Raw genomic sequence first — 22,039 nt, 5'->3', positions numbered from 1 at the left:
CCCGGTTTTAAAAAGGATCCAATTTTGATTATCCCGGCTATTGATTTGATCGACGGTCAAACGGTCCGCCTGTACCAGGGCAGTTATGACCAAACCACCCACTACACGCAAACTCCGTTTGAACTGCGTGATTTATACGCCAAAGCCGGTTCCGGCGTGTTGCATCTGGTTGATTTAAGTGGCGCTAAAGATGCCAGTAAACGCCAGCTGACGTTATTAAAACAACTGATTCTCGACGCCACCTTGCCCATTCAGGTCGGTGGTGGTGTGCGCAGCGAACAAGATGTGATTGATTTACTTGCCGCCGGTGCTTCCCGGGTGGTGATTGGCAGCCTGGCCATTCGCGAGCCGGAACTGGTGCAAAAGTGGTTACGAATTTACGGCGGCGATCGCATTGTACTGGCGCTGGATGTGTCGATTAACGCCCAAGGCGAAAAAACCTTGCCTAGCCACGGTTGGATTGAAGCCTCCAATATCACTTTAGAGCAAGTACTGGACGGCTTTATAGCCGCTGGCGCAAAACATGTGCTTTGCACCGACATCAGCCGTGACGGTACCTTACAAGGTCCGAATGTCGAACTTTATCAAGAACTCGCGGCAGCATACCCGCAAATTCAGTGGCAAGCTTCTGGTGGTGTTGGCAACCTTGAACATATCCGCAGTTTACGCGGTAGCGGTGTCGCCGGAGTGATTTTAGGCCGCGCTTTGCTCGAAGGTAAATTTAGCATTGAGGAGGCCATTACATGCTGGCAAAACGGTTAATTCCTTGTCTGGATGTGCGCGATGGCATGGTGGTCAAAGGCGTGCAATTTCGCAATCATGAAGTGATTGGCGACATTGTGCCACTGGCCAGACGCTACGCCGAAGAAGGTGCAGACGAGCTGGTGTTTTACGATATCACCGCTTCCAGTGATGGCCGCGTGGTCGATAAAAGCTGGGTACGGCGCATCGCCGAAGTGATTGATATTCCATTTTGTGTCGCTGGTGGTATTAAATCGGTGGAAGACGCTGGCCGTATTCTGGAACTCGGCGCTGATAAAATTTCGGTTAATAGCCCGGCCTTAGCACGCCCTGAACTCATCCAGGAACTGAATCGCGCTTATGGCCAGCAATGTGTGGTGGTCGGCATCGACAGCTTTTTCGATAAAGACACTGGTTTATATCAGGTGTATCAGTTTACCGGTGACGAGTCCCGCACCGCCAAAACCCGCTGGCAAACCGTTGATTGGGTCAAAGAAGTACAACGCCTGGGCGCTGGCGAAATTGTATTGAACTGTATGAATCAGGATGGTGTGCGCCAGGGTTATGATTTAGCGCAGTTAAAGTTGGTGCGCGACGCGTGCAAGGTGCCGCTGATAGCCTCAGGTGGCGCTGGCGAGATGAGCCACTTTCAGGACGTGTTTTTACAGGCCGATGTTGACGGTGCTTTAGCGGCCAGTGTGTTTCACAAAGGCATTATTCAAATCAGTGATTTAAAGCAGTTTTTATTAGCTGCCAAGGTGGAGATCCGGCCATGAGTAGCATTTTTGATAACGACAGCATTGAAATGCTGAAATGGCCGGCCGACGGTTTGTTGCCATTAATAGTCCAGCACGCCATTTCCGGTAAAGTGTTGATGCAGGGGTATGCCAATAGCGACGCGCTGCGCCAGACATTGAGCACAGGCCATGTCACTTTTTTTAGTCGCAGCAAACAACGGCTCTGGACCAAAGGCGAAAGCTCGGGCCACTTTCTCAAAGTGCAATCGTTAGCAACGGATTGTGATGCGGACAGTTTATTGGCGCTTGCCCTACCCGAAGGCCCCACCTGCCACGTCGGCACCGAAACCTGCTGGCACGATAACAATGCCAATAGCCCGAGTTTAAGCTTTTTAACCGATCTGGAGGCAGTGATCGCCGCGCGTCAGCACGCTGACCCCAAATCAAGCTACACCGCATCGTTATTCGCCCGTGGCGTCAAACGCATCGCGCAAAAAGTCGGTGAAGAAGGTGTGGAATCGGCATTAGCGGCGATGGCCGGTGATCGCGAAGAGCTGAAAAATGAAGCCGCCGATTTAATCTTCCACTTGCTGGTATTGCTGCGTAGTCAGGATCTGCAACTGAATGATGTGATTGAGGTGTTAAAAAGCCGGCATCAGTAGCCGGCTGTGCTGCTGACGTGGGATTTAATCATCGCGCGTCAGTACTTCTAAGAGTTCAATCTCGAAGGTCAAATCAGAATTTGGTGGGATCATCGTACCAATCTGCCGTTCGCCATAAGCCAATGCTGCCGGTACCCAAAGCCGGCGTTTACCGCCGGTTTTCATCCCTTGTAGCCCCAAGATCCAGCCCTGAATGACCCGGTTGTTGCTCAAAATACATTGAAAGGGTTCGTCCCGGCGATAGGAGGAATCAAACTCGGTACCATCAGCCAGAAAACCGCGATAGTGCGTGGTGATTAGCGCACCACGCACCGCCGCTTTGCCATCGCCGACGATCAAATCTTCAATTGTTAGTTCAGCAGACACATTCACTCCAATCGCTTAGAAAAATGCGATTATAGCCGCGCTGAATGCGGAAGAACTACCAAATTCTGGCGGCAGGCCGCCAGTCATTCCCGCTTATTTAGTTTGTTCAAAGTCGCTGATAAACTATTGAGTAACGACTGATTTTTCCCTACCACGGTATTAATTTCACTGGCCGAAGCACTGGCTTTAGAGGCCAGATGACGCACTTCATCAGCCACCACTGAAAAGCCACGCCCGGCTTCTCCTGCCCGCGCCGCTTCGATGGCTGCGTTGAGCGCCAATAAGTTGGTTTGATCAGCAATTGAGTTAATCGACGACACCATATTGTTGATACTCTGGCCGGAGCTGACCAATTCCGACATCACCAGATCACTGGTCTGCACCACCAACAAGCGCTCGGAAATGTCCGTGCCAAACATAATGATTTTCTGCAGATCGCCGTAAGTATCCCGCACCGCGCAAAAAGTAGCAGCGATGCCAAGTTTGGTGGTACCAACCTGCACATGAATATCGGCAGCAATACTTTGTCCTGCCAGCACTTTGGCCGCCTGATCCTGATTTAAAAAACTGCGCCAGTCGGCCACGGCGCGACTGAAGTTTTCATTGTTCAGCTTAAACTGCCGCTGCGGATAATCGTTCAGCTCGACCAACTGTCCGGCCTTGTTCCACTCGACCATTAAGTTCGACTGACTAATGGCCTGAAACCTCGTTTGGTACTCCAGCGCGGCCGATTTGACCTTGCTAATGTCTGCCAGAATGGCGATGTAATGGCTGTGGTGACCGGCATCATCATAAACCGGGTTGCTGGTCACCGAAATCCACAACGACGAACCGTCTTTGCGATGAATTTCAATTTCATCATAAAACGCCCGTGGTGCCGACAATTCAGCGTCAATCCGCTCCCGGGTGGCTACGTCTGTTTTCGGCCCGACCAAAAACTCCCGCGCGACATGCCCCAGTACTTCCTGATGCGAAAATCCGGTCATCTGGGTAAAACCTTTATTGACGTACTGAATTTGCCGTTCCGAGTTGGAAATCAGCACGGCATTGTCAGTTTCATTGGCAACCATCGATAACAAACGAAAGTCTTTTTTCTGCGCGATATCATGGCTGATATCATTGGCAAATTTGACGATTTTCAAGACCTTCCCGTCAGGGTCTTTAATTGGATTGTAAGTGGCGTGGATCCACACTTCCTTACCGCTTTTGGTGAATCTTTTATATTCGGCCGTTTGGTATTGCCCTTCACGCAATTTGCGCCAAAAATCGCTGTAACTGGTAAGCGCCGCTTCTTTTGGATCAACAAAGATCCGGTGATGCTGACCCACCACCTCATTGAGGCTGTAGCCCATTAAATTTAGAAAATTTGGATTGGCAAACAGGATTTTACCTTCCAAATCAAACTCGATCACCGCCTGCGCCCGATGAATAGCCTGCAATTGCGATTCAAAATTCGCCTGATTGAGCACCTGAGCTGTGACATCAGAAGCAAATTTGATTACGTTATGCACCCGGCCATTTTTCAGGATCGGCGTGTATGAAGCCTGGATCCAAACCACTTTGCCGGATTTCGTCAGACGTTTAAATTCGGCAGTTTGCGATTTGCCACTGCGCAAGTCCGCCCAAAATTGCTGGTAGGACGTGGTACTGGCGGTGCCGGGTTCCAGAAAAATACTGTGATGTTGGCCCACCACTTCTTTGAGCTGATAACCCATTAAATTCAAAAAGTTTTGATTGGCATGTTCAATCCGTCCATCCAAAGAAAACTGAATAACGGCTTGAGTTTTGTGAATTGCGTTGACGATATTGTCCGAATTTGAGGTTAACCCAAACATAGTTTCACTCCGTTGACTGACTAAATTCAATGTTCCGATTTAACTATAAACATAGCTTTGATTTTGTACAGAAAAGTAGCAGCTTTATTCAAGCTGACCACGGCGTCTGAAAAAACGCGGCGGCTGAGTGGTGCTGGGTTTCGGATTGATGGTATTAGATTGAGGGTATTGGGTATTCAGTCGTGTGACTGATAGGCAGCTTTGCGAAATCAGCAAGTGTGAGCAAACCCAGGCCAGCTGTGGTTTGCTCAAGTTCCAGATGTAGGCCAAACCTTTAGTTTAATACTTCACGCTGCAGCCATATGGTTTGGTTACCGCCGGATTGACCACCTGTCCCACCAATACCGCGCGCATAGCATTGGCAAAATGTGGCGTGGCTTTGGCGATATCTGCTACTTTGGCGGTCGGGATGCTGTCAATGCCACCCATATATTGCAAAATGCCATTTTTATCAATCACGTACATATGCGGAGTTGTTTTGGCATCATAGGCTTTACCGGCTGCGCCTGTTTCGTCGAATACCACTGCTGTGGGTTTGGCGTTGCGGGTCTTGGTTAGTTCATCGGCTTTTTCCGCGCTGACATGGCCTTGTTTACCTGGTGCTGAAGAAATCACGCTCAGCCACACCTGATCGGGCTTGGCAGTAAATTCAGCTTGCAGCGCCTGCATATTGCCGCTGTAGTGTTTCACTACAAACGGACATTGGTCATTGGTCCATTCCAGCACCAGCGTTTTACCGGCAAAATCTTTGAGTTGATGTTGCTTGCCCTGGCTATCGACGACGGTGAAATCCGGCGCCGGCTGGCCGACTTGTGGCATCGCCAAGGTCAAAGTACTGCTTAAACTCAGACCAGCAACCAAAATTGCTTTGGACATCAAACGGCTTGTTGCTTGAAATTGTTGTATTTTCAGCTGATTCATCATCTGTTGAGCTCCTGATTAAAAAACACTGTTAAAAATCATCGAGAAAAACTATCGCCGGTCAATGCGAAAGCCCGGACTGCTGCGGCCCCGCAGCAAGTACTTCCGAAAGTGTGTTGGGTGTCAGAATTTGCGGCAACACCTGGCCGTCCTGCCCAGGAAAATACAACACATAGAGCGGCACCCCATCCCGGCCATATTGTTTTAAATAGGCGCTAATGGCCGGATCTTGTTTGGTCCAGTCGCCTTTGAGATAACTCAGCTGATACTGCTGCATCGCATCTTTACTCTGCTCGGTATTAAGCGCCACCCGTTCATTCACCAGACAAGTAATGCACCAATCTGCAGTCATATTCACCAGTACTGGTTTGCCCTGGGCACGTAACTCCTGTAGCCGCACTGCTGACCAGGCTTCTGCCGCCCCCTGCTCTGAATTTGATTGCGACACTGCAGATCCGTCTTTCGATTGCGCCGATGTTGCCGGCAGTTCAGGTTGACTGATACTGAGCAGCGCCAACAGCAACGCGATTAACGCAATCACCTGCTTTAGCAATGTTTTGTTGCCTTGCTGCTTGGCTACTTGCACCAAACCCCATTGCCAACACGCCACAGCTAAAGCAACCAAACCCAATAACGCCAGCGCCAAAGCATCAATACTGGTTTGCCGGCCATACACCCAAAGCAACCAGACCGCACTCAGATACAAGGGTATCGCCAGCCAATGCTTTAGCTGCTCCATCCAGGAGCCGGGTTTGGGCAGTTTCGCCGACAGTTGCGGCCACATTGCCAGCAATAAAAACGGTAGCGCCATACCCAAACCCAGTGCAGTAAACACCAACAAGGCGACCGGCGCCGATTGCGTGGCGGCATAACCCAATGCCGTGCCCATCATTGGCGCAGTGCACGGGCTTGCCACCACCACCGCCAGCACACCGGTAAAAAACGAACCACGATGGCCGCTTTGTTGCGTTAACTGTTGACCGCTATTCATCAGCCCTAGCCCAAACTGCAGCAAACCAGACAAACTTAAACCCAGCGCAAACAATAAAAATGCCAGCAACGCCACCAACAACGGGTTTTGCAACTGAAAACCCCAACCTAAACTTTCGCCACCAGCGCGCAGCAACAACAGCAGCGCCGCCAGGGCTACAAAACTGACCACCACGCCCAAGCTGTACCACAAAGCTTCGGCGCGCTGTGCGGCCAGTTGTTGTCCGGCGCGCGATAAGCTGAGCGCTTTGAGCGACAATACCGGAAACACACAGGGCATCAGATTCAGGATCAACCCGCCCACGAGTGCAAACAGCAACATCAACGCAAATTCGGTCAGAGCGAATGTTTGAGGCGGTGAGGTATGGGTGCTCTTCGCAGCAATGGCCGGTGATGTCGCCGTTTGATGGTGCAACAGCAGCTGTTTGGCACCGCTGGCGGTGATCAGTACCAGCGGCAACTCCGTCGGAGCCTGACTAAAATAAGTATTTTGCGGTTGTCGTAGCGTCAGCTGACCTGGTTCGCCGCGCCCTGGCTGGTAGTGCATTTGTTGATTGGCGGCGTGGTCAACAATTTCACCGCTGCCCACAAAAAATGCGTTGACTTGAAGGTCTTGTGGCAGCTCAATCACCGCAGAAAACGACTGATCCTGCATTTGATATCGCCCCACCACCGTCAACGCCTGTGGCAACGCTTGCCTTGCTGTTACAAACAAAGCGCTGGCGGCAGTAGAAACTTCTGCATTGGCTGCGACTGGCAGTGTCAGACTGAAGCTGGCGGTCGCCGGAATACAAATTTCCTGACACACCAACCAATCGACGGTGGCGACAATAACCAGACTTTCGCCAGTAAAATCAGCTGGGATCTGAAGATCGGTCAGTAAAATACTTTGATCTTCGTAACCATAATTCACCAGCGGCGGAACTTTGATGAGTTTCGGTGTTGGCCACTGGATAGCACCAGCGCTGACACCTTCCGGCAATTGCCAGTTAATGGTGGTGGCAAGCCCGGAATCGCCTGGGTTTAACCAGTAACTATGCCAATGCGGTTCATGTTGAGTATTTAGCGCCAGCGTTACGGTCTGGCCCGGTTGCAACTGACGATATTCGCTGACCAGCTCGGCTTTTAAGTGGGTACTTTGCACCCAGCCGCTGCTGGAAGCTGCTGCCACACTGCACCATAACAAACACAGCCACGGCAAAAACCGTTGCTGCAGCCAGCGGAATGTCGCGACAACTGCCGATCTTCTAGTCAAGCCAGACCAACCTGTATTGAAGATGTGAGGATAGTTAGTGTACGAAATTCCTCCACCATCGATCGGTGATCCCGCAGTCATCAACCGCACCAGAGCAGCATTCTGCCTCAGTGCGGTTCAAAACAACGGCTGTTACAAGCTTTGTGGCAATAGGATCTCGTCGGCTGCGGTGACTTCAGCCGGCAATAACTGCCGCCACCACTGCTCCGTCACAGGCTCGGCCTGGTTAATCTTGGCAGACTCCGACAACAACACCGGCTGACCAAACATCGGTGTTAATAACGGCACCTGATAGGCCGACGCCGCCACACTCAAGCGCAGCAGCGGCTCGTACCAGGGGTGCATCGCCAAATCAAAACTGCTGTTATGCACCGGGATCATCACCTTGCCGCGTAAATCCAGATGCGCGCGCAGCGATTGCTCTGGCTGCATATGGATATCAGACCACATATCGTCATAAGCACCGGTTTCAATCAATGTCAGATCAAAAGGCCCTAATCTTCGGCCAATTTCGGCAAAACCCGAGAAATAACCAGAATCGCCGCTGAAATATAAATTCAGCTGGTCGGTTTTAATCGCCCAGGATGCCCACAAGGTTTGGTTTTTATCAAACAAACCACGGCCAGAAAAATGCTGGGTGGGTGTGGCGGTAAAAGTGACGCCTTTGCTTTGATGCTGCTGCCACCAATCCAGCGCAACAATTTTCGCAGCCGGGACGCCCCAGTCGCGCAGATGCTGATCAACACCCAGCGGCACGATAAACAAGGCGGTTCGCGCTTCGAGTGCCTGAATACTGGCTTTGTCCAGATGATCGTAGTGGTCGTGCGAAATGATAATGCCAGCGAGTTCAGGTACTTCTGCAAGTTCAAGCGGTAACGAATGAAACCGCGCTGGTCCCACCAACTGGCTGGGTGATGCCCGTTTGGAGAACACCGGATCCAGCAGCCAATAATGACTATTCAGCTGCAGCAATACGGTGGAGTGGCTGATTTTATATAGCCGATCGTCTGCACCCGCTTGCGCCGGTAATTGCATCCGTTGCACGGGTAGCACCTGTGCCGGTGTTTTATCGGCCACGGTTTCGGTTAGATAACGCCACAAAATCGCACCAATTTTGCCATCGCCGCTGTCGACTTTGGCGGCCTGGTTTTTAAATGGCCCACGCACCGGCTGCGCCATTTCAGCATTTTGTTGCCAACACACAGATTTGAACATGATTGCGCCTCCAAGGCTTAATCCGAGCCAGAACCACAGCTTTGATTTGTTGATGAAAAAAGTTTTAAACTTGCTTTTTTGCACGGTGGAATTCCACAAACAAAAGTAAACTACACAGTGTAGTTTACACATGAAAATGCAAAAGTAAACTCGTTAGTGTACAATTTTCCAAGTGCTTATTCAGTGTGCTCATTCGCATTGATCAAATAGACCGGGGACATCATGGTGCAAGTTGTTGTGACACAAAGTCGTTCTGAACAAAAACGTCAGGCAGTGCTCGATGCGGCAGTGGCGGAATTTCAGCGTTGTGGTTTTGGCGGCGCCAGTATGGACGCCATCGCGGAGTTGGCGCAGGTATCTAAGCGCACTGTATACAACCACTTCGCCAGTAAAGAAATTTTGTTTGAGCAGGCCACAGTTTTGTTGTGGTCACGCAGCAAATCCGCAGCGACAGTGCCCTTTGATGCCAAGCGGCCACTCGCCGATCAACTGGCGCAAATTGCCCGCCAAAGTTGGGCTTATTATCAGCAGGACGATTTTATTGAACTAGCCCGGGTGGTGATGGCCGAATATATCCGCCAACCGGAGCGCGCCGTGGCGGCGATGACGCAACTGGAACAGCAAGAAGGTGGCCTGGAAAGCTGGCTCAAAGCAGCGATTGGCGCCGGTATGCTCCAGATCCCCGATTTAAAACTGGCCGCATCGCAATTCTGGGGGCTATTTAAAACCTTTTCGTTTTGGCCCAAAGTGTTTCAGCTTGGTAGTTATGATGCGCAGCAACAACAGATTATCGACAGTAACGTAGCGATGTTTTTGGCGCTGTATCAAGTCAAAAAATAGCAGTGTAAGCAACCGCGGTCAGTTGATTGCCGGTCGATATCGGCCGTTTTTAATCCCTTTATGGAATAATGAAATCGTTTTTCATAACTATTGACTATTAAAGAGTTGACTGGCAGAATAAAATTTCGCCGTAATTTCTGCGCTACTCCAGCCACTCGCTGGACGCAGAACTATTTCTTACCACTCAAGTCTCACCAAACCTGAGTTGCTGTGAATGCAGTCACTGTGTATACAACCCCATGGATACACAGGTGATTTTATAGTTTCAGGTCCCTGTAACAGGCGTATACCCTGAGGACTCTGCATGGAACATAACGTCTCCCTGATCACCACTATTGCCGCCGCTTTTGGCCTGTCACTTATTCTGGGCCTGATTGCAGTACGCCTGAAACTGCCCGCTCTGGTTGGCTATCTGCTGGCCGGTATTATCATCGGCCCGGCGACTCCTGGTTATGTCGCTGACATGCATATCGCATCCCAGTTATCGGAAATTGGCGTGATGTTGCTGATGTTTGGGGTTGGCCTGCATTTTTCTGTCAAAGACTTGATGTCAGTGAAGAATATCGCCATCCCTGGCGCGGTGGTGCAAATGAGCCTGGCGACCTTACTTGGCTTTTTTGTCGCCCGCAGCTGGGATTGGAGTTTTGGCGAGGCGCTGGTTTTTGGTTTGTGTTTATCCTGCGCCAGCACCGTAGTGTTGTTAAAGGCACTGGAAGCGAAGGGCATTCTGGCAAGCCGGAACGGTCAGATCGCCGTTGGCTGGCTGGTGGTTGAAGATTTAGCCACCGTATTGGTGCTGGTATTGCTGCCACCTTTGGCAACTTTATTGGGAGGCACTGCGCCGACCGGTGCTGACGCAGGTCCGTTGTGGTGGACCATCACTCAGACGCTGCTGCAGGTGGTGGCTTTTGTGGTGCTGATGTTGGTGGTCGGTCGCAAAGTATTTCCCTGGTTATTGTGGCAAGTCGCCAGCACCGGTTCGCGGGAACTCTTTACCTTGGCCGTTATCGCCGGTGCCATCAGTATCGCTTACGGCGCGTCGGTATTGTTCCACGTGTCTTTTGCACTTGGGGCATTTTTTGCGGGCATGGTGATCCGCGAATCAGAATTCAGCCACCGTGCAGCAGAAGAGTCATTGCCGCTGCGGGATGCATTTTCGGTGTTGTTTTTCGCCGCCGTTGGCATGTTATTCGAGCCTGCGGTGTTAATTGAACAACCGCTGCATGTGCTGATCGTGCTTGCGATCATCGTGCTGGGTAAGTTTCTGGCCGCTCTTGTGTTGGTGCTGTTGTTCCGTTATCCGCTGAATTCAGCGCTGACGGTTGCAGCCAGCCTGGCCCAGATTGGCGAATTTTCATTTATTCTGGCGGGGCTTGGCATGACACTCGGTTTACTACCGGCACAGGGCATGAGTTTGATCCTGGCAGGCGCCTTATTGTCGATTGCGCTGAATCCATTGGTGTTTGCAATGGTATCGCCGTTAAATAAGTGGGTGTTAAAACGTTCGCAATTAGCACGTCGTCTGGACAGCCGCGCCGATCCGTTCAGTGAATTACCGATGGATACCGATCGTAAGTATCTGGAAAATCAGGTGGTATTGGTCGGGTATGGCAGGGTCGGTCGCCGGATAGCTGCAGGTTTAACCAAGCAGGGTATTCCTTTTGTCGTTGCCGATAAAAATCACGACCGGGTAGAACAACTGCGGCAAACGGGCGTACCGGCCGTATTCGGCGATGCCACCGACGTTGATGTGTTGATCCAGGCGCATATTCTGCATGCGGCGGTGTTGGTGATTGCCACGCCGGAAACCATTGATGTGCGTAAAACCGTTCATAGCGCCCGATTGGTGAATCCGGCGATTCAGGTGATCCTGCGCACGCACAACGAAGATGAAGTGGCGCTGCTCGAAAAAGAACAATTGGGGCAAGTGTTTTTAGGGGAAGATGAATTGGCACACAGCATGATTGCCGCGACGATGCTGCATTTCAAACCAGCGATTGTTGCCGAGCATTAAACTATTGGCCAAAGGCTATCAGCTACAGGCTATCGGCGACTAGCACCACCCACGCTATTGTGATAACAATCCAAGGCTGAACTTTATGTCCAGCCTTGGTTGAATTTTCTAAACTTAGTTCCGGATCAGGTAATCAAAAGCACCGAGTGATGCCGTTGCGCCTGAACCCATCGCAATAATGATTTGTTTAAATGGCGTGTTGGTGGCATCCCCAGCTGCAAACACACCTTTGAGCGATGTCTGACCATGACCGTCGACGATAATTTCACCGCGTGGCGTTAATTCCACCACTCCACGCAACCATTCAGTGTTTGGCACCAAACCGATTTGCACAAAAATACCTGCCAGTGCGACATGTTTCGCTTCACCGCTGACGCGGTCCGTGAAGTTAATACCGGTCACTTTATTGCCATCGCCTAAAACTTCAGTGCTTTGCGCGTTCAGAATGATGTCAATATTGCCCATTGAATTGGCTTTTTTCACCAGTACCGCGTCAGCGCGTAATTTGCTATCAAATTCAAGTACTGTGACGTGCTCAACGATACCGGCTAAGTCGATGGCCGCTTCAATACCCGAGTTACCACCACCAATCACCGCTACCCGTTTGCCTTTAAATAACGGGCCATCACAGTGTGGGCAATATGCCACGCCACGGCCACGGTATTCTTTTTCACCCGGCACATTCATTTCTCTCCAGCGGGCGCCGGTTGAAAGAATGACAGTTTTTGATTTCAGTACCGCACCATTGGCAAGTTCCACTTCAAACAGTTCATGTTGCGACAGTTTCACCGCTTTCTGGCTATTCATAATGTCGACTTCATACTGCCGCACATGGGCTTCTAAATTCGCGACCAGCTTTGGACCTTCGGTTTCTTTGACTGAAATAAAGTTCTCAATCCCCACCGTATCCGCTACCTGGCCACCAAAACGTTCAGCCAATACGCCGGTATTTAAGCCTTTACGCGCTGAATAAATGGCTGCTGCTGCGCCAGCTGGGCCGCCGCCAATCACTAACACATCAAAATTGTCTTTTTTCGCCAGCGCTTCGGCCTGACGACTGGCGGCAGAGCTATCGACTTTGTTCAGAATGTTGGTCAGCGTGATGGCGCCTTGCGAGAATTGCTCACCGTTTAAAAATACCGTTGGCACCGCCATAATGTTGCGCGCTGCGACTTCATTGCCAAACACCGCGCCATCAATCATGTTGGTTTTAATGTTTGGATTCACCGCCGCCATCATGTTCAGCGCCTGCACCACTTCCGGACAGGTTTGGCAGCTTAGTGAGATGTACATATCAAATTGGAATTCACCTTCCAGCTGCGCAATTTGCTGCAGCACCGCCGCGTCTTCTTTGATTGGGTGACCGCCGGAGTGCAACAAGGCCAGCACTAAAGAGGTAAATTCATGACCCATCGGCACACCGGCGAAGGTAATTTCGGTGCCTTTAGCTTGCGAGCGCACCAGCATCGAAGGGACCCGTTTGGCGGTTGGGTTATCGGTCGCCAGGATCAGATCCGATAAAGTCGCGATATCCAGCGCTAATGCCTTCAATTCCTGACCTTTTTCGCTTTGATCAACGGCTAACGACAGCTCGACCGGCGTTTTTAAATTCTGCAGGTAGCTACGCAAAGTGTTTTTCAGGTTGGCATCTAACATGGGTGATTCCTCTAAATTTGGGTGTTAATTTTTTCTGAATTCGATAAAGCCATCATAACCAAAACAATCAAACATAAATAACGAATAAAACAAATATAACCAATCAATATATTCGATTAAACCCTAATAAAGGACCTTTGTTAAATGCAAAAAGGCCGGACCATGTCCGACCTTTTCAATTGATGCGTTTTGCTTCGAAACCGTCGCATTTAACACTAGTATTTAAAACTATTGCTTCAACACACTTGATTCAAAGCCTGCGGCAGCAGCTTAGATTTTACCAACCAGATCCAGTGATGGCGCCAGAGTTTTTTCACCTGGAGTCCATTTAGCCGGGCAAACTTCGCCGTCGTGGTTTGCAACGTACTGAGCAGCCTGAACTTTACGGAACAGTTCAGAAGCTGAACGGCCAATACCCAGGTCATGGATTTCAGCAACTTTGATTTCGCCTTCCGGGTTAATCACGAAAGTACCACGCAGCGCCAAACCTTCTTCTTCAATCATCACGTCGAAGTTACGAGTGATGGTGCCCGTTGGGTCAGCAACCATTGGGTAGTTGATTTTTTTGATAGTTTCAGAAGCATCGTGCCACGCTTTGTGAGTGAAATGGGTGTCAGTAGAGACTGAGTACACTTCAACGCCGATTTCCTGGAACTTAGGATAGAAGTCAGCCAGGTCGCCTAATTCAGTTGGGCACACAAAAGTGAAGTCAGCTGGGTAGAACACAACCACTGACCATTTGCCGATTAAATCTTTGTCAGATACAGAAACAAATTTACCCTGATGGAAAGCCTGAGCGTTAAAAGGTTTTACTTTGCTGTTGATGATAGACATTTGTCTTCTCCATGTTGTGTTGAATAAGGGGCTTCAATACAAAAGCCGTTGCGTTGAAAGCATAGTAGCCGAGCATGACAATTCGTCATAACGAATAAAATCAATGCCATTAATCGATAAAATGAATTAAAAAGTCAATTTCTAACCAAAGCATGGGGCATGCTACTGCTCTACCCTGCTTCGCGCGCCAATCATAAAGGTTGAAGCCTGCAGATCACCAGCGCATTTTGCACTGTTTTGGATTTAGTTCTAAGCTAGCTTACAATTACTCACTGAATTTGGTAGCTATTTTTGACAGACTGCCGGTTTTTCTAATTTGGGGATATGGCTTGACTCAGCTGAAGTTAGATTTGGCAAAACTGTTTGATTTACAGGTGCTGGTGATTGAATCAGACCAGGATCTGCTGCACCTGATCAAACAGATGTTGCACAGTCTGGGCATTAAAAAGCTGACCAGCAAATCCAATGTCGAAGAATTGCTCAATAGCAAAGAAAAACTCAGCTATGACGTCATTTTTCTGGATTATCAAATTGAAGAACAGCGCAGTGGCGCCGAAATTGTCGAAGCACTGATCATGGCCGGTATTTTGCCCAACCGCACCCGATTGGTGTTGTTAGCGGCGGAAAACGACCGGGCCCGGCACGCCATTGAATACCCCTATCATCAGATTGAATACCTATCACGCCCGTTTAATATCAAACAATTAGATGCCGAACTGAAGCAGCATGTGATGTCCGGCGTTTGGTTAAAGCCCATTCTGAGCCTGGCCGGACTCGGCCGCTACAACGACGCACTGAAGTTATTGCTGCATACCCGACAACAACCTATTTCGGACGATCTGCAACAATTACTGCTGAAACTGAAAATTCAGTTGCTGCTGGACATGGACAAACATGAAACCGTAGTGCCGTTGTTAAAAACGCCGGTTGCCGAGATGCAAGGTTGGGCCTTGTGGGCGTTGTTTCGAATTCGCTATGAACGGGGTGATATTGCCGCTTGTGAAGCCTTTTTACAGGATGGATCAGAAGAGCTGGCCAAGTACGCTGAGCGGCGTGAAATCTGGCAAATTTATCTGGCCATTCAGCAATTGGATTATGACAAAGCACTCCAGGTCGCGGTCAAAATACCCAATGTCGGCATGTCAATGAAAATGGTGCGGTTGGTTCATATGGTGTTGATCCTGGCCGGAAAAACTGAACAAGCTATTGAATTTATTGAACGAAAACGCCGCCTTGCCGGTAAAGGATTGCTATTTTTGCAGTTGTCGATCGCCCAGGCGCGGTCATTATTGTTATTGCTGACGTTAAATCAGGATCCACTGAAAAAACCAGTGCTGCTGATCCAACTGAAACAACTGTTGCAACAAATCGAAGACGATAAAGATGTCACTCAAATCGCCGCAGCTGTGTTACTGATCAGAACCCACTTGATGAAATTTGAACAAGGCGTCGACAGCGCGCAGCTCTATTTATTGCAACAACAACAGCAACTGCAGGTACCGGAGATGTCGGTGTCGATGTTGTGCCATGCGGCAGTCGTCTATGCCGGATTAGAGCAACCAGAACGCGCTTTTGACTTTTTGTTTGAAGCCAATAAAGTCTTTGATCAGATGCTGGACAACAGTGCCAGAGTGTTTGCCGGCTGTTTACACCGGCATGCTTTTGATTTCATTATTTCACCACAACATCGCGCTGCTGCCTATGCCACCATGGCACAACGACATCAGCAGCAACAGGATTTTAAACTGGCCGCCAAAATGTATCAGGCCGCGGCAAAAATGGCGCCGGATCAGCCGGACTATCTGCAACAGCTCCACCTGCTGATGCGCCAATTAGGCCTGCGTAAATTCCGCGGCATTACTCTGCCAGCAACGCAACTTTAGCTCTGTATAACAGCAGGCGACACAGATTTATCAAGTAAATCAACCTCATCCAGTAAAACGCTTTCCTGAAGTAAAACATCTTCATAAAAGGCGCCAATCGGCAAGGTTGGGTGCTTAATCTGAATTTCCAGCACCCAGACGCCCGGCCTTGGGGTACCGTCAAAATCCCCCAAATTACCACCAGCATAAAGCTTGTGCGGATAATCACAGAGCCGGTGGCCTTTAATTGCCAGATTCAGCTCATATCCGAGTGCCGCCGCTTGTTGTTCAGCAAACTGATACAATTCGCTACCGGAACATTGCGCAACCAGCCAGTGCCGCCGAACCCGCTCAAATAACTGCTGTGCTGCGGTGGCGCATTGTTGCTGCTCAGTGTTATTTCCGACCACAAAAGTAGCGCCAACATCGCCTTCATGCCCACCATAAACCGGACCTAAATCAATGAAAAAAATATCGTTTTCTTGCAGAACCGTGTCTTTTTCCGAAGGCTCACTGTAAATTTTGCAGGTATTCTGCCCAAAACGGATAATCACCGGGTGCCATAACCGCTCGACACCGGATTGTTGTAACAAATCTTTGGCAAGCTGCCTGGCGATGGCTTCGGTCATCCCAGGTTTGATCGCCGCAGCGATTTGCGACAACACAGCCCAGGAATGATGTTGCGCCACACGCATGAAGTCGACTGAAAAGGCCGGTCCCACTTGTTCTGGCGCTGGATAATTGCTGATTACTTCCATGATTGGATCCCTAAATCTGGTTTTATTTCAAATTGTTGTGGTAAAGGTAATGCCAACGACTAGCCATCAGCAATACATCCTTCCCCGCACAGTCGCCTATTCAGCGCCGACCGGCGTTTTTTTCGGCTGGAAAGCGAATTCGGTGTTAAAAAAGTCAAGCATTTAGCACTTGTTTGCCTTTGATAAATTTACTTATACTCAGACGCTAATAATTATTTATTCCAGGAAAAAAGGGAACACCAACATGTCACTGTCTATCACTTTTGAATTACAAGAACCGGATTTAGATTATTTCCGTCAAATCATGGCCAAAACCCAAGGTGCGGTATCCAGCTTAAATCAACAACAGATTTTAGCGGCCTCTAAAAAGCTGGCACAGGATGTAGATGGTAAAGTGCCAGAATTTATGGCCAGCCGGATCCTGAAATTACAGCAACTGGTCGCGCTGGTTGAAGACAAAGAATGGGATCTGACGGACGAAGAAACGGCCGAAGTGCTGAGTGCGCTGGCCTATTTTGCCAAACCAGAAGACCTGATTTCTGACCATGTGCCGGTGCTGGGTTTTCTCGATGACGCCATCATGATTGAGTTAGTGGCTCAATCGCTGGCTGATGATATTCAGGCTTATGACGAATTTTGCAAATTCCGTGCTGCTGAAATTGCTCGCCGTGGCGCAGAAACCAGCCCAAGCAAAGCTGACTGGCTGGAAACGAAAAAACAGGAACTGTTCCTGTGGATGCGCCGTCGTCGTGCCGAACGTCGCAGTGGCGGCGGTGGTGGTTTCCGTTCTATTTTCCGGCCAGGTGGTTAATCCTGCTGACGGACCAACAGGAACCCTTAGCGGTTCCTGTTTTTATTTGGCGGATCCGCTACCTTCAATGTTAAAACATCAGGTTATTGGCTGAAAATCTGTTATGAGCCGTCACTTTTTTTCACTCACACCTTGGGTACCCTCTGTTGTCACTCTTGTCGTGCTAGTGTTAACGGGTGCGGCGCCTGCAATGGCGGCAGACAAAGTCTATCAATACACCCAGACCAACGGCGTGGTGGCGTTTTCGGATCGACAACCGCTGAACCGCCCTTACCGCTTAGTAAAATTTGATTGTTACGCCTGTAATCCGACATCGACCGTCAACTGGTCGAATACCCGATTATTTCTGGCGGAATATCAGCATAGTATCAGCGAGGCGGCAGCGGCACATCAGCTGGAGCCGGCATTGATCCGGGCGGTGATCCACGCCGAATCAGGCTTTAAAGCCGATGCCTTATCCAGACAAGGCGCACGGGGCCTGATGCAGCTGATGCCCAAGACCGCCAAAGACTTAGGCGTAAAAAACAGTTTTGACAGTCACGCCAATATTCTCGGCGGCAGTGCCTATTTAGCGAAATTACTGCAAAGTTATCAAGGTGATATCGCTTTGGCGAGTGCCGCTTATAACGCCGGGCCTGGCACTGTCAGTAAGTACGCCGGTATTCCGCCTTACGCCGAAACCAAAGCCTATGTCAAACGGGTGCAAATTCTGCTGCAACGGTATCGCAGTGTACTGGCAACCACCACACAACACCGGGGTTGATGTGGAAAGCGTGGTTTATCAGTCAGTTAATTGTTGGTCAAATCGACCAACTTTTTGGCTGCAACGACCAGCTGATAGCCAACATTAAAATGTAAACAACTGAATTATATAAATAATTTTTATGGCACTATTATTGCCAAGATTGACTGCAATTCAGCATTTACCTATTTCAGGACTTCTTCGATGAAAACGACTTTATTAGCTTTTTGTACTGCAGCCATCTTAAGCGGTTGCGTGATCCACGTTGGCGGCGGCGGCAACAGCCCTGACCAACACAGTACCAAACGTTTTGAACTGGAAGCATCAGCGCTGACGCAACTGGTCGCTTCAACCGGTGCCGGTTCTTTGCTCATTCAAGGCGAAGCCGGCAGAACAACCATCGAAGTGGTTGCTGAAATTCATAGCTACGACGGCATGAACGCCGATATCAGTTTGCAGGCACAAGGCAACAACGCCCAGTTGCATGCAAGTTTGCCCAGTAGTTTTGTCAACGGCAACAGCCCTTATATCGATCTGATTGTAAAAGTGCCGACCAATTTTGGTCTGGTACTGGACGATGGCTCTGGTGACACGGTGATTGAAGGCTTAACCGGCGCATTGCACGTCACCGATGGCTCTGGCGAACTTCGCATTAACGGTGGCAATTCGCTGCGACTCGATGATGGCTCTGGCGATGTGTTTGTCCGAAATATTGCTGGAGCTGTGAGCGTCGAAGATGGCTCTGGTGATTTGGAGATTGACCAGATTGGCGGCATCGTCAGCATCAACGACGGCTCAGGTGATATCAGCGTCGTGCGCACCGCCGGCCTGACCATCACCGATGCCGGCTCCGGCGATTTGGATCTTGACCAAATCAATGGTCCGGTGTCGATTGCCAAAGATTAAAACGCCGCGCCAACCTAAATTTGGTCTTCGCAGCAAGCGTCATCCGTTGCCACTCACTGCGAAGACCTTTAATAAAAGAATTCAGTACATCCGCCATTCCAACCATTTATCCGCTTTTTTTACCGTTATTCACTTTTATTCCCCGTCAACGTTACCCGTTATTTACAGTGTTTGCCAGCAACCGCTAACCCTCAATACCGCTAACACTGAATAAGGACATATCGATGACAACTTCTGCAATCCGCACTTCGCTACTCGACATTTTTATCGCGCCAAGCCAGGCCTTTGCCAATTTACGGGGTAGCGGCGGCAATCTGCTGTTGCTGATCGGCCAGATGCTGTTAACCGCGTTGGCGTTTTACCTGTTTTATCAGGGCATGTCGCCAGAATGGCTGGTGGAACAACAACTGCTGCAGGCTGGTGATTTAACGCCGGCCGAAATCGAACAAACCCGGGCTGTGATGGCGCAAACGGCTCCTTACACCGCGATCATTGCTGCGGTCAGCGGGCCGTTAATGCTCCTGCTGATGAATGCCATCCTGGCCGGTTACCTGCATTTAATCAGCAAGATGAGTGGCGATTTTCGCTATCAGGATTGGTTTGGCTTTAGTGTCTGGAGCCAAATGCCAATGCAATTAAATGCCATTGCACTGATTTTATTGGTGTTATTCGCCGATAGCCCAAACTTACCACTGGCCACTGCCAACTATGCATCGCTGAATCAGTTACTGCTGCAATTACCGATTGGCGCGCCATTTTACACCTGGGCCGAAGCCTTTAGCCTGTTTATGTTGTGGCAAATTGCCGTGACGGCCGTCGGCTTAAAACAGTGGTGTAACTTCAGCACCGTGAAAGCGGCCCTCTTTGCTGCGCTGCCCACAGTTTTAATCTTCGGAATTTGGGCGCTGTTGGTGTAATCAACAACGCCAGCCCGGTAGCTTTAACGCGCCGGGCTTTGTTTTCGAAATCACCAAACACACTCCGCCCAGATTTGTACAAGGATTGGCGTTATGCATAAATTCATTAAAATTGGCCTGATTGTGGCAGGTTTAGCCGGCCTGATTGCCTTTTCACAATACCGCGCCGGCAAACAACAGCTGGAAGTGAACATCGCCAAAGCCAGCATCGGCCAGTTGGACGACAGTATCCTGGCGTCCGGCAATCTGGTGTACAACACCCAAATTCAAATTCGCTCGGAACTGACCGGCCGGGTAGCCGAAGTGCTGGTCGAAGAAGGTCAGCAAGTCGAAAAAGATCAGCTGTTATTGCGCCTTGATCCGACCGCTTATCAGGCAGAAGTGACCAAAGCGCAGGCGATGGTCAATCGCTCCAACATCGAAATTCAAAGCACGGAAGCGGCGCTCGCTAACTTGCAGCGACAATTGGATCGGCAGCAGCAATTGCTGCGCAAAAAACTGGTGCAGGTGGAAACGGTCGATTTACTGAAAAGCGAAGTGAAGATTGCCCAAATCGCCATTACCGCCGCCAAATCGCAACTCACCCAAAGTGTTGCAAGTTTATTGATGGCCGAAGATGCGCTGAAAAAAACCGAATTCCGGGCGCCGATTGCCGGGTTGCTGGTGTCGGTTGATGTGAAACCGGGTGAAACCGTGATCCCGGGCACTACCAATATTATTGGCTCGGATTTAATGACGTTAGCCGACCCCAGCGCCATTCTGGCCGAACTGCGGGTTGACGAAGCCGATATCAACGCTATTAGCATCGGCCAAACCGCCACTGTTTTTGCAGCATCCAATACCGACCAAGCGATTAGCGGCAAAGTGATTGCGATTGGTAGCTCAGCGCGATTGCTTGGGCAAAGTCAGGCCTTGTCGTTTCGGGTGAAAGTACTTTTGGATCAAACCATCGCCGGTTTGCACCCAGGGATTAGTTGCCGTGCAGAATTACTGACTGCCCGCCTTGAAAACACCTTGTCGGTGCCGCTGGCTGCGGTGCAGAAAAAAGACAACAACAATTTTGTCTGGACGGTTAAAGATGGGGTTGCTCACAAAACGACGGTCAAAACTGGCCTGGCCACCGACACCGCCCAAGCCATTATCGACGGTTTAGCCGAAGGCCAGGAAGTCGTCACCGGCCCTGCCCGCGTCATCAGCGGCCTGACCGATGGCAGCAAAGTCAAAGTCACGGAGCTGACCTTATGATGGCCATCGCAGCAAATGAGCAGCCGGTGGTAATTGACCTTTGCGATATCGGCAAAAGTTATCAGATGGCGGATGAAACTTTTTACGCCTTGCGTGAACTGAGCCTGCAGATCCGGCAAAACGAATATGTGGCGATTATTGGCCCCAGCGGCTCGGGTAAATCGACGTTACTGAATGTGCTGGGCTGCCTGGATATGCCAAGTCAGGGCCATTATCAACTGGCTGGCCACAAAGTCGCAGAGCTGGATGAAACGCAGCTTGCGATCCTTAGAAATCATCAGGTGGGCTTTATTTTTCAGAGCTTTAACTTATTACCAAGAATGACTGCACTGCAAAACGTGATGCAGCCGCTGGTGTACCGGTTGATGCCGTGGCGTGAACGTGAAGCGAAAGCCAAAGCGGCGCTGGCCAAAGTGGGTCTGAGCGACAAAGCCGGTCATCTGCCGAATCAATTATCCGGCGGCCAGCGGCAGCGGGTGGCGATTGCCCGCGCTTTGGTGACCGAGCCAGCAATTTTGCTCGGCGATGAACCGACCGGCAATTTAGACAGCAAAACCACCAGCGATATCATGCAGTTATTTGATGATTTACATGCCCAGGGCCACACTATCATTTTGGTAACGCACGAGCAGGACATTGCCGATCATTGTCAGCGGGTGATCCGACTGATTGATGGCAAACTGGCAGCGGATAGTCGCAACAGTCCGCATCCTGATAAGTTAAGGGTTTGAT

The 22,039-nt window shown here is 50.0% G+C and carries 19 protein-coding genes and 2 pseudogenes; 12 read left to right on the top strand and 9 right to left on the bottom strand.

The features are described 5' to 3' along the window. Positions 1-24: 24 nt before the first annotated feature. The 3 genes from hisA to hisIE are packed head-to-tail and all read left to right on the top strand — an operon-like array spanning position 25 to position 2,140. Complete coding sequence (gene hisA, locus EOE67_RS06150) at positions 25-762, top strand: 1-(5-phosphoribosyl)-5-[(5-phosphoribosylamino)methylideneamino]imidazole-4-carboxamide isomerase (RefSeq protein WP_127698157.1); 738 nt, start codon at positions 25-27, stop codon at positions 760-762. Then, complete coding sequence (gene hisF, locus EOE67_RS06145) at positions 744-1,517, top strand: imidazole glycerol phosphate synthase subunit HisF (protein WP_127698156.1); 774 nt, start codon at positions 744-746, stop codon at positions 1,515-1,517. Before hisA ends, hisF begins: the two co-directional genes overlap by 19 nt. Beyond that, entirely contained in the window at positions 1,514-2,140 is a 627-nt protein-coding gene (gene hisIE / locus EOE67_RS06140) for a bifunctional phosphoribosyl-AMP cyclohydrolase/phosphoribosyl-ATP diphosphatase HisIE (protein ID WP_164852234.1), read from the top strand. Before hisF ends, hisIE begins: the two co-directional genes overlap by 4 nt. Before the next feature lie 24 nt (positions 2,141-2,164). On the opposite strand, the gene EOE67_RS06135 is transcribed toward hisIE, so the two are convergent. The 6 genes and pseudogenes from EOE67_RS06135 to EOE67_RS06115 form a co-directional block, all read right to left on the bottom strand. Continuing rightward, positions 2,165-2,506 (bottom strand): FKBP-type peptidyl-prolyl cis-trans isomerase, encoded by a 342-nt coding sequence (locus tag EOE67_RS06135; RefSeq protein WP_127698155.1) that lies wholly within the window; start codon positions 2,504-2,506, stop codon positions 2,165-2,167. An 83-nt stretch (positions 2,507-2,589) separates the two neighbouring features. After that, positions 2,590-2,817 (bottom strand): annotated as a pseudogene (locus EOE67_RS21075) (methyl-accepting chemotaxis protein); the annotation flags it as partial. A gap of 423 nt (positions 2,818-3,240) precedes the next feature. Beyond that, positions 3,241-4,341 (bottom strand): annotated as a pseudogene (locus EOE67_RS21070) (PAS domain-containing protein); the annotation flags it as partial. Positions 4,342-4,620: 279 nt separating this feature from the next. After that, entirely contained in the window at positions 4,621-5,265 is a 645-nt protein-coding gene (locus EOE67_RS06125; protein ID WP_338069028.1) for a redoxin family protein, read from the bottom strand. Positions 5,266-5,323: 58 nt separating this feature from the next. Beyond that, positions 5,324-7,507, bottom strand: a complete 2,184-nt coding sequence (locus tag EOE67_RS06120) for a protein-disulfide reductase DsbD family protein (protein WP_240652727.1) — start codon at positions 7,505-7,507, stop codon at positions 5,324-5,326. Positions 7,508-7,639: 132 nt separating this feature from the next. Continuing rightward, entirely contained in the window at positions 7,640-8,722 is a 1,083-nt protein-coding gene (locus tag EOE67_RS06115; protein WP_206099460.1) for an MBL fold metallo-hydrolase, read from the bottom strand. Between the two features lie 222 nt (positions 8,723-8,944). On the opposite strand from EOE67_RS06115, the gene EOE67_RS06110 reads away from it, so the two are divergent. Further along, positions 8,945-9,562: a TetR/AcrR family transcriptional regulator gene (locus EOE67_RS06110; RefSeq protein WP_127698152.1), complete on the top strand. Its 618-nt coding sequence runs from the start codon at positions 8,945-8,947 to the stop codon at positions 9,560-9,562. 304 nt (positions 9,563-9,866) lie between these two features. Further along, on the top strand, positions 9,867-11,576 hold the full coding sequence (locus tag EOE67_RS06105; protein WP_127698151.1) for a cation:proton antiporter domain-containing protein: 1,710 nt from the start codon (positions 9,867-9,869) through the stop codon (positions 11,574-11,576). Positions 11,577-11,690: 114 nt separating this feature from the next. On the opposite strand, the gene ahpF is transcribed toward EOE67_RS06105, so the two are convergent. Both ahpF and ahpC read right to left on the bottom strand, forming a co-directional pair. Then, entirely contained in the window at positions 11,691-13,232 is a 1,542-nt protein-coding gene (gene ahpF / locus EOE67_RS06100; RefSeq protein WP_127698150.1) for an alkyl hydroperoxide reductase subunit F, read from the bottom strand. Positions 13,233-13,502: 270 nt separating this feature from the next. Then, positions 13,503-14,066 (bottom strand): alkyl hydroperoxide reductase subunit C, encoded by a 564-nt coding sequence (ahpC, locus tag EOE67_RS06095; RefSeq protein ID WP_127698149.1) that lies wholly within the window; start codon positions 14,064-14,066, stop codon positions 13,503-13,505. 329 nt (positions 14,067-14,395) lie between these two features. Here ahpC and EOE67_RS06090 point away from each other — a divergent pair, with 329 nt between their 5' ends. Continuing rightward, positions 14,396-15,949 (top strand): response regulator, encoded by a 1,554-nt coding sequence (locus EOE67_RS06090; RefSeq protein WP_164852233.1) that lies wholly within the window; start codon positions 14,396-14,398, stop codon positions 15,947-15,949. Here EOE67_RS06090 and EOE67_RS06085 read toward each other — a convergent pair. Then, positions 15,946-16,686, bottom strand: coding sequence for a M24 family metallopeptidase (locus tag EOE67_RS06085; protein ID WP_127698147.1), 741 nt, complete (start codon positions 16,684-16,686; stop codon positions 15,946-15,948). The genes EOE67_RS06090 and EOE67_RS06085 overlap by 4 nt on opposite strands. A gap of 244 nt (positions 16,687-16,930) precedes the next feature. On the opposite strand from EOE67_RS06085, the gene EOE67_RS06080 reads away from it, so the two are divergent. From EOE67_RS06080 to EOE67_RS06055, 6 genes are all read left to right on the top strand, one after another. Next, a complete protein-coding gene (locus tag EOE67_RS06080) occupies positions 16,931-17,497 on the top strand; it encodes a YkvA family protein (RefSeq protein ID WP_127698146.1) in 567 nt (188 codons plus the stop codon). A 190-nt stretch (positions 17,498-17,687) separates the two neighbouring features. Next, entirely contained in the window at positions 17,688-18,260 is a 573-nt protein-coding gene (locus EOE67_RS06075) for a lytic transglycosylase domain-containing protein (protein ID WP_240652726.1), read from the top strand. A gap of 183 nt (positions 18,261-18,443) precedes the next feature. Beyond that, complete coding sequence (locus tag EOE67_RS06070) at positions 18,444-19,145, top strand: DUF4097 family beta strand repeat-containing protein (RefSeq protein WP_127698144.1); 702 nt, start codon at positions 18,444-18,446, stop codon at positions 19,143-19,145. A gap of 224 nt (positions 19,146-19,369) precedes the next feature. After that, complete coding sequence (locus EOE67_RS06065) at positions 19,370-20,062, top strand: YIP1 family protein (protein ID WP_127698143.1); 693 nt, start codon at positions 19,370-19,372, stop codon at positions 20,060-20,062. Between the two features lie 93 nt (positions 20,063-20,155). After that, positions 20,156-21,307: an efflux RND transporter periplasmic adaptor subunit gene (locus EOE67_RS06060; protein WP_127698142.1), complete on the top strand. Its 1,152-nt coding sequence runs from the start codon at positions 20,156-20,158 to the stop codon at positions 21,305-21,307. Further along, the gene (locus EOE67_RS06055) at positions 21,307-22,038 is read left to right on the top strand and encodes an ABC transporter ATP-binding protein (protein ID WP_127698196.1); all 732 of its coding nucleotides are present in this window, start codon (positions 21,307-21,309) and stop codon (positions 22,036-22,038) included. The genes EOE67_RS06060 and EOE67_RS06055 overlap by 1 nt, the downstream gene beginning before the upstream one ends. Position 22,039 lies beyond the last annotated feature (1 nt).

The sequence above is a fragment of the Rheinheimera riviphila genome, from assembly GCF_004005945.1.
Classification (GTDB): Bacteria; Pseudomonadota; Gammaproteobacteria; order Enterobacterales; family Alteromonadaceae; genus Pararheinheimera; species Pararheinheimera riviphila.
The sequence above is the reverse complement of the archived record's forward strand: the minus strand, read 5'-3'. Positions and strand labels throughout refer to the sequence as shown.

What these genes read in the sequence shown, in the direction of transcription:
- hisF (WP_127698156.1), top strand. Translation starts at nt 744, where the DNA reads ATGCTGGCAAAACGGTTAATTCCTTGTCTGGATGTGCGCGATGGCATG.
- hisIE (WP_164852234.1), top strand. Translation starts at nt 1,514, where the DNA reads ATGAGTAGCATTTTTGATAACGACAGCATTGAAATGCTGAAATGGCCG.
- EOE67_RS06125 (WP_338069028.1), bottom strand. Translation starts at nt 5,265, where the DNA reads ATGATGAATCAGCTGAAAATACAACAATTTCAAGCAACAAGCCGTTTG.
- EOE67_RS06115 (WP_206099460.1), bottom strand. Translation starts at nt 8,722, where the DNA reads ATGTTCAAATCTGTGTGTTGGCAACAAAATGCTGAAATGGCGCAGCCG.
- EOE67_RS06110 (WP_127698152.1), top strand. Translation starts at nt 8,945, where the DNA reads ATGGTGCAAGTTGTTGTGACACAAAGTCGTTCTGAACAAAAACGTCAG.
- EOE67_RS06105 (WP_127698151.1), top strand. Translation starts at nt 9,867, where the DNA reads ATGGAACATAACGTCTCCCTGATCACCACTATTGCCGCCGCTTTTGGC.
- ahpF (WP_127698150.1), bottom strand. Translation starts at nt 13,232, where the DNA reads ATGTTAGATGCCAACCTGAAAAACACTTTGCGTAGCTACCTGCAGAAT.
- ahpC (WP_127698149.1), bottom strand. Translation starts at nt 14,066, where the DNA reads ATGTCTATCATCAACAGCAAAGTAAAACCTTTTAACGCTCAGGCTTTC.
- EOE67_RS06085 (WP_127698147.1), bottom strand. Translation starts at nt 16,686, where the DNA reads ATGGAAGTAATCAGCAATTATCCAGCGCCAGAACAAGTGGGACCGGCC.
- EOE67_RS06080 (WP_127698146.1), top strand. Translation starts at nt 16,931, where the DNA reads ATGTCACTGTCTATCACTTTTGAATTACAAGAACCGGATTTAGATTAT.
- EOE67_RS06075 (WP_240652726.1), top strand. Translation starts at nt 17,688, where the DNA reads ATGGCGGCAGACAAAGTCTATCAATACACCCAGACCAACGGCGTGGTG.
- EOE67_RS06070 (WP_127698144.1), top strand. Translation starts at nt 18,444, where the DNA reads ATGAAAACGACTTTATTAGCTTTTTGTACTGCAGCCATCTTAAGCGGT.
- EOE67_RS06065 (WP_127698143.1), top strand. Translation starts at nt 19,370, where the DNA reads ATGACAACTTCTGCAATCCGCACTTCGCTACTCGACATTTTTATCGCG.
- EOE67_RS06060 (WP_127698142.1), top strand. Translation starts at nt 20,156, where the DNA reads ATGCATAAATTCATTAAAATTGGCCTGATTGTGGCAGGTTTAGCCGGC.
- EOE67_RS06055 (WP_127698196.1), top strand. Translation starts at nt 21,307, where the DNA reads ATGGCCATCGCAGCAAATGAGCAGCCGGTGGTAATTGACCTTTGCGAT.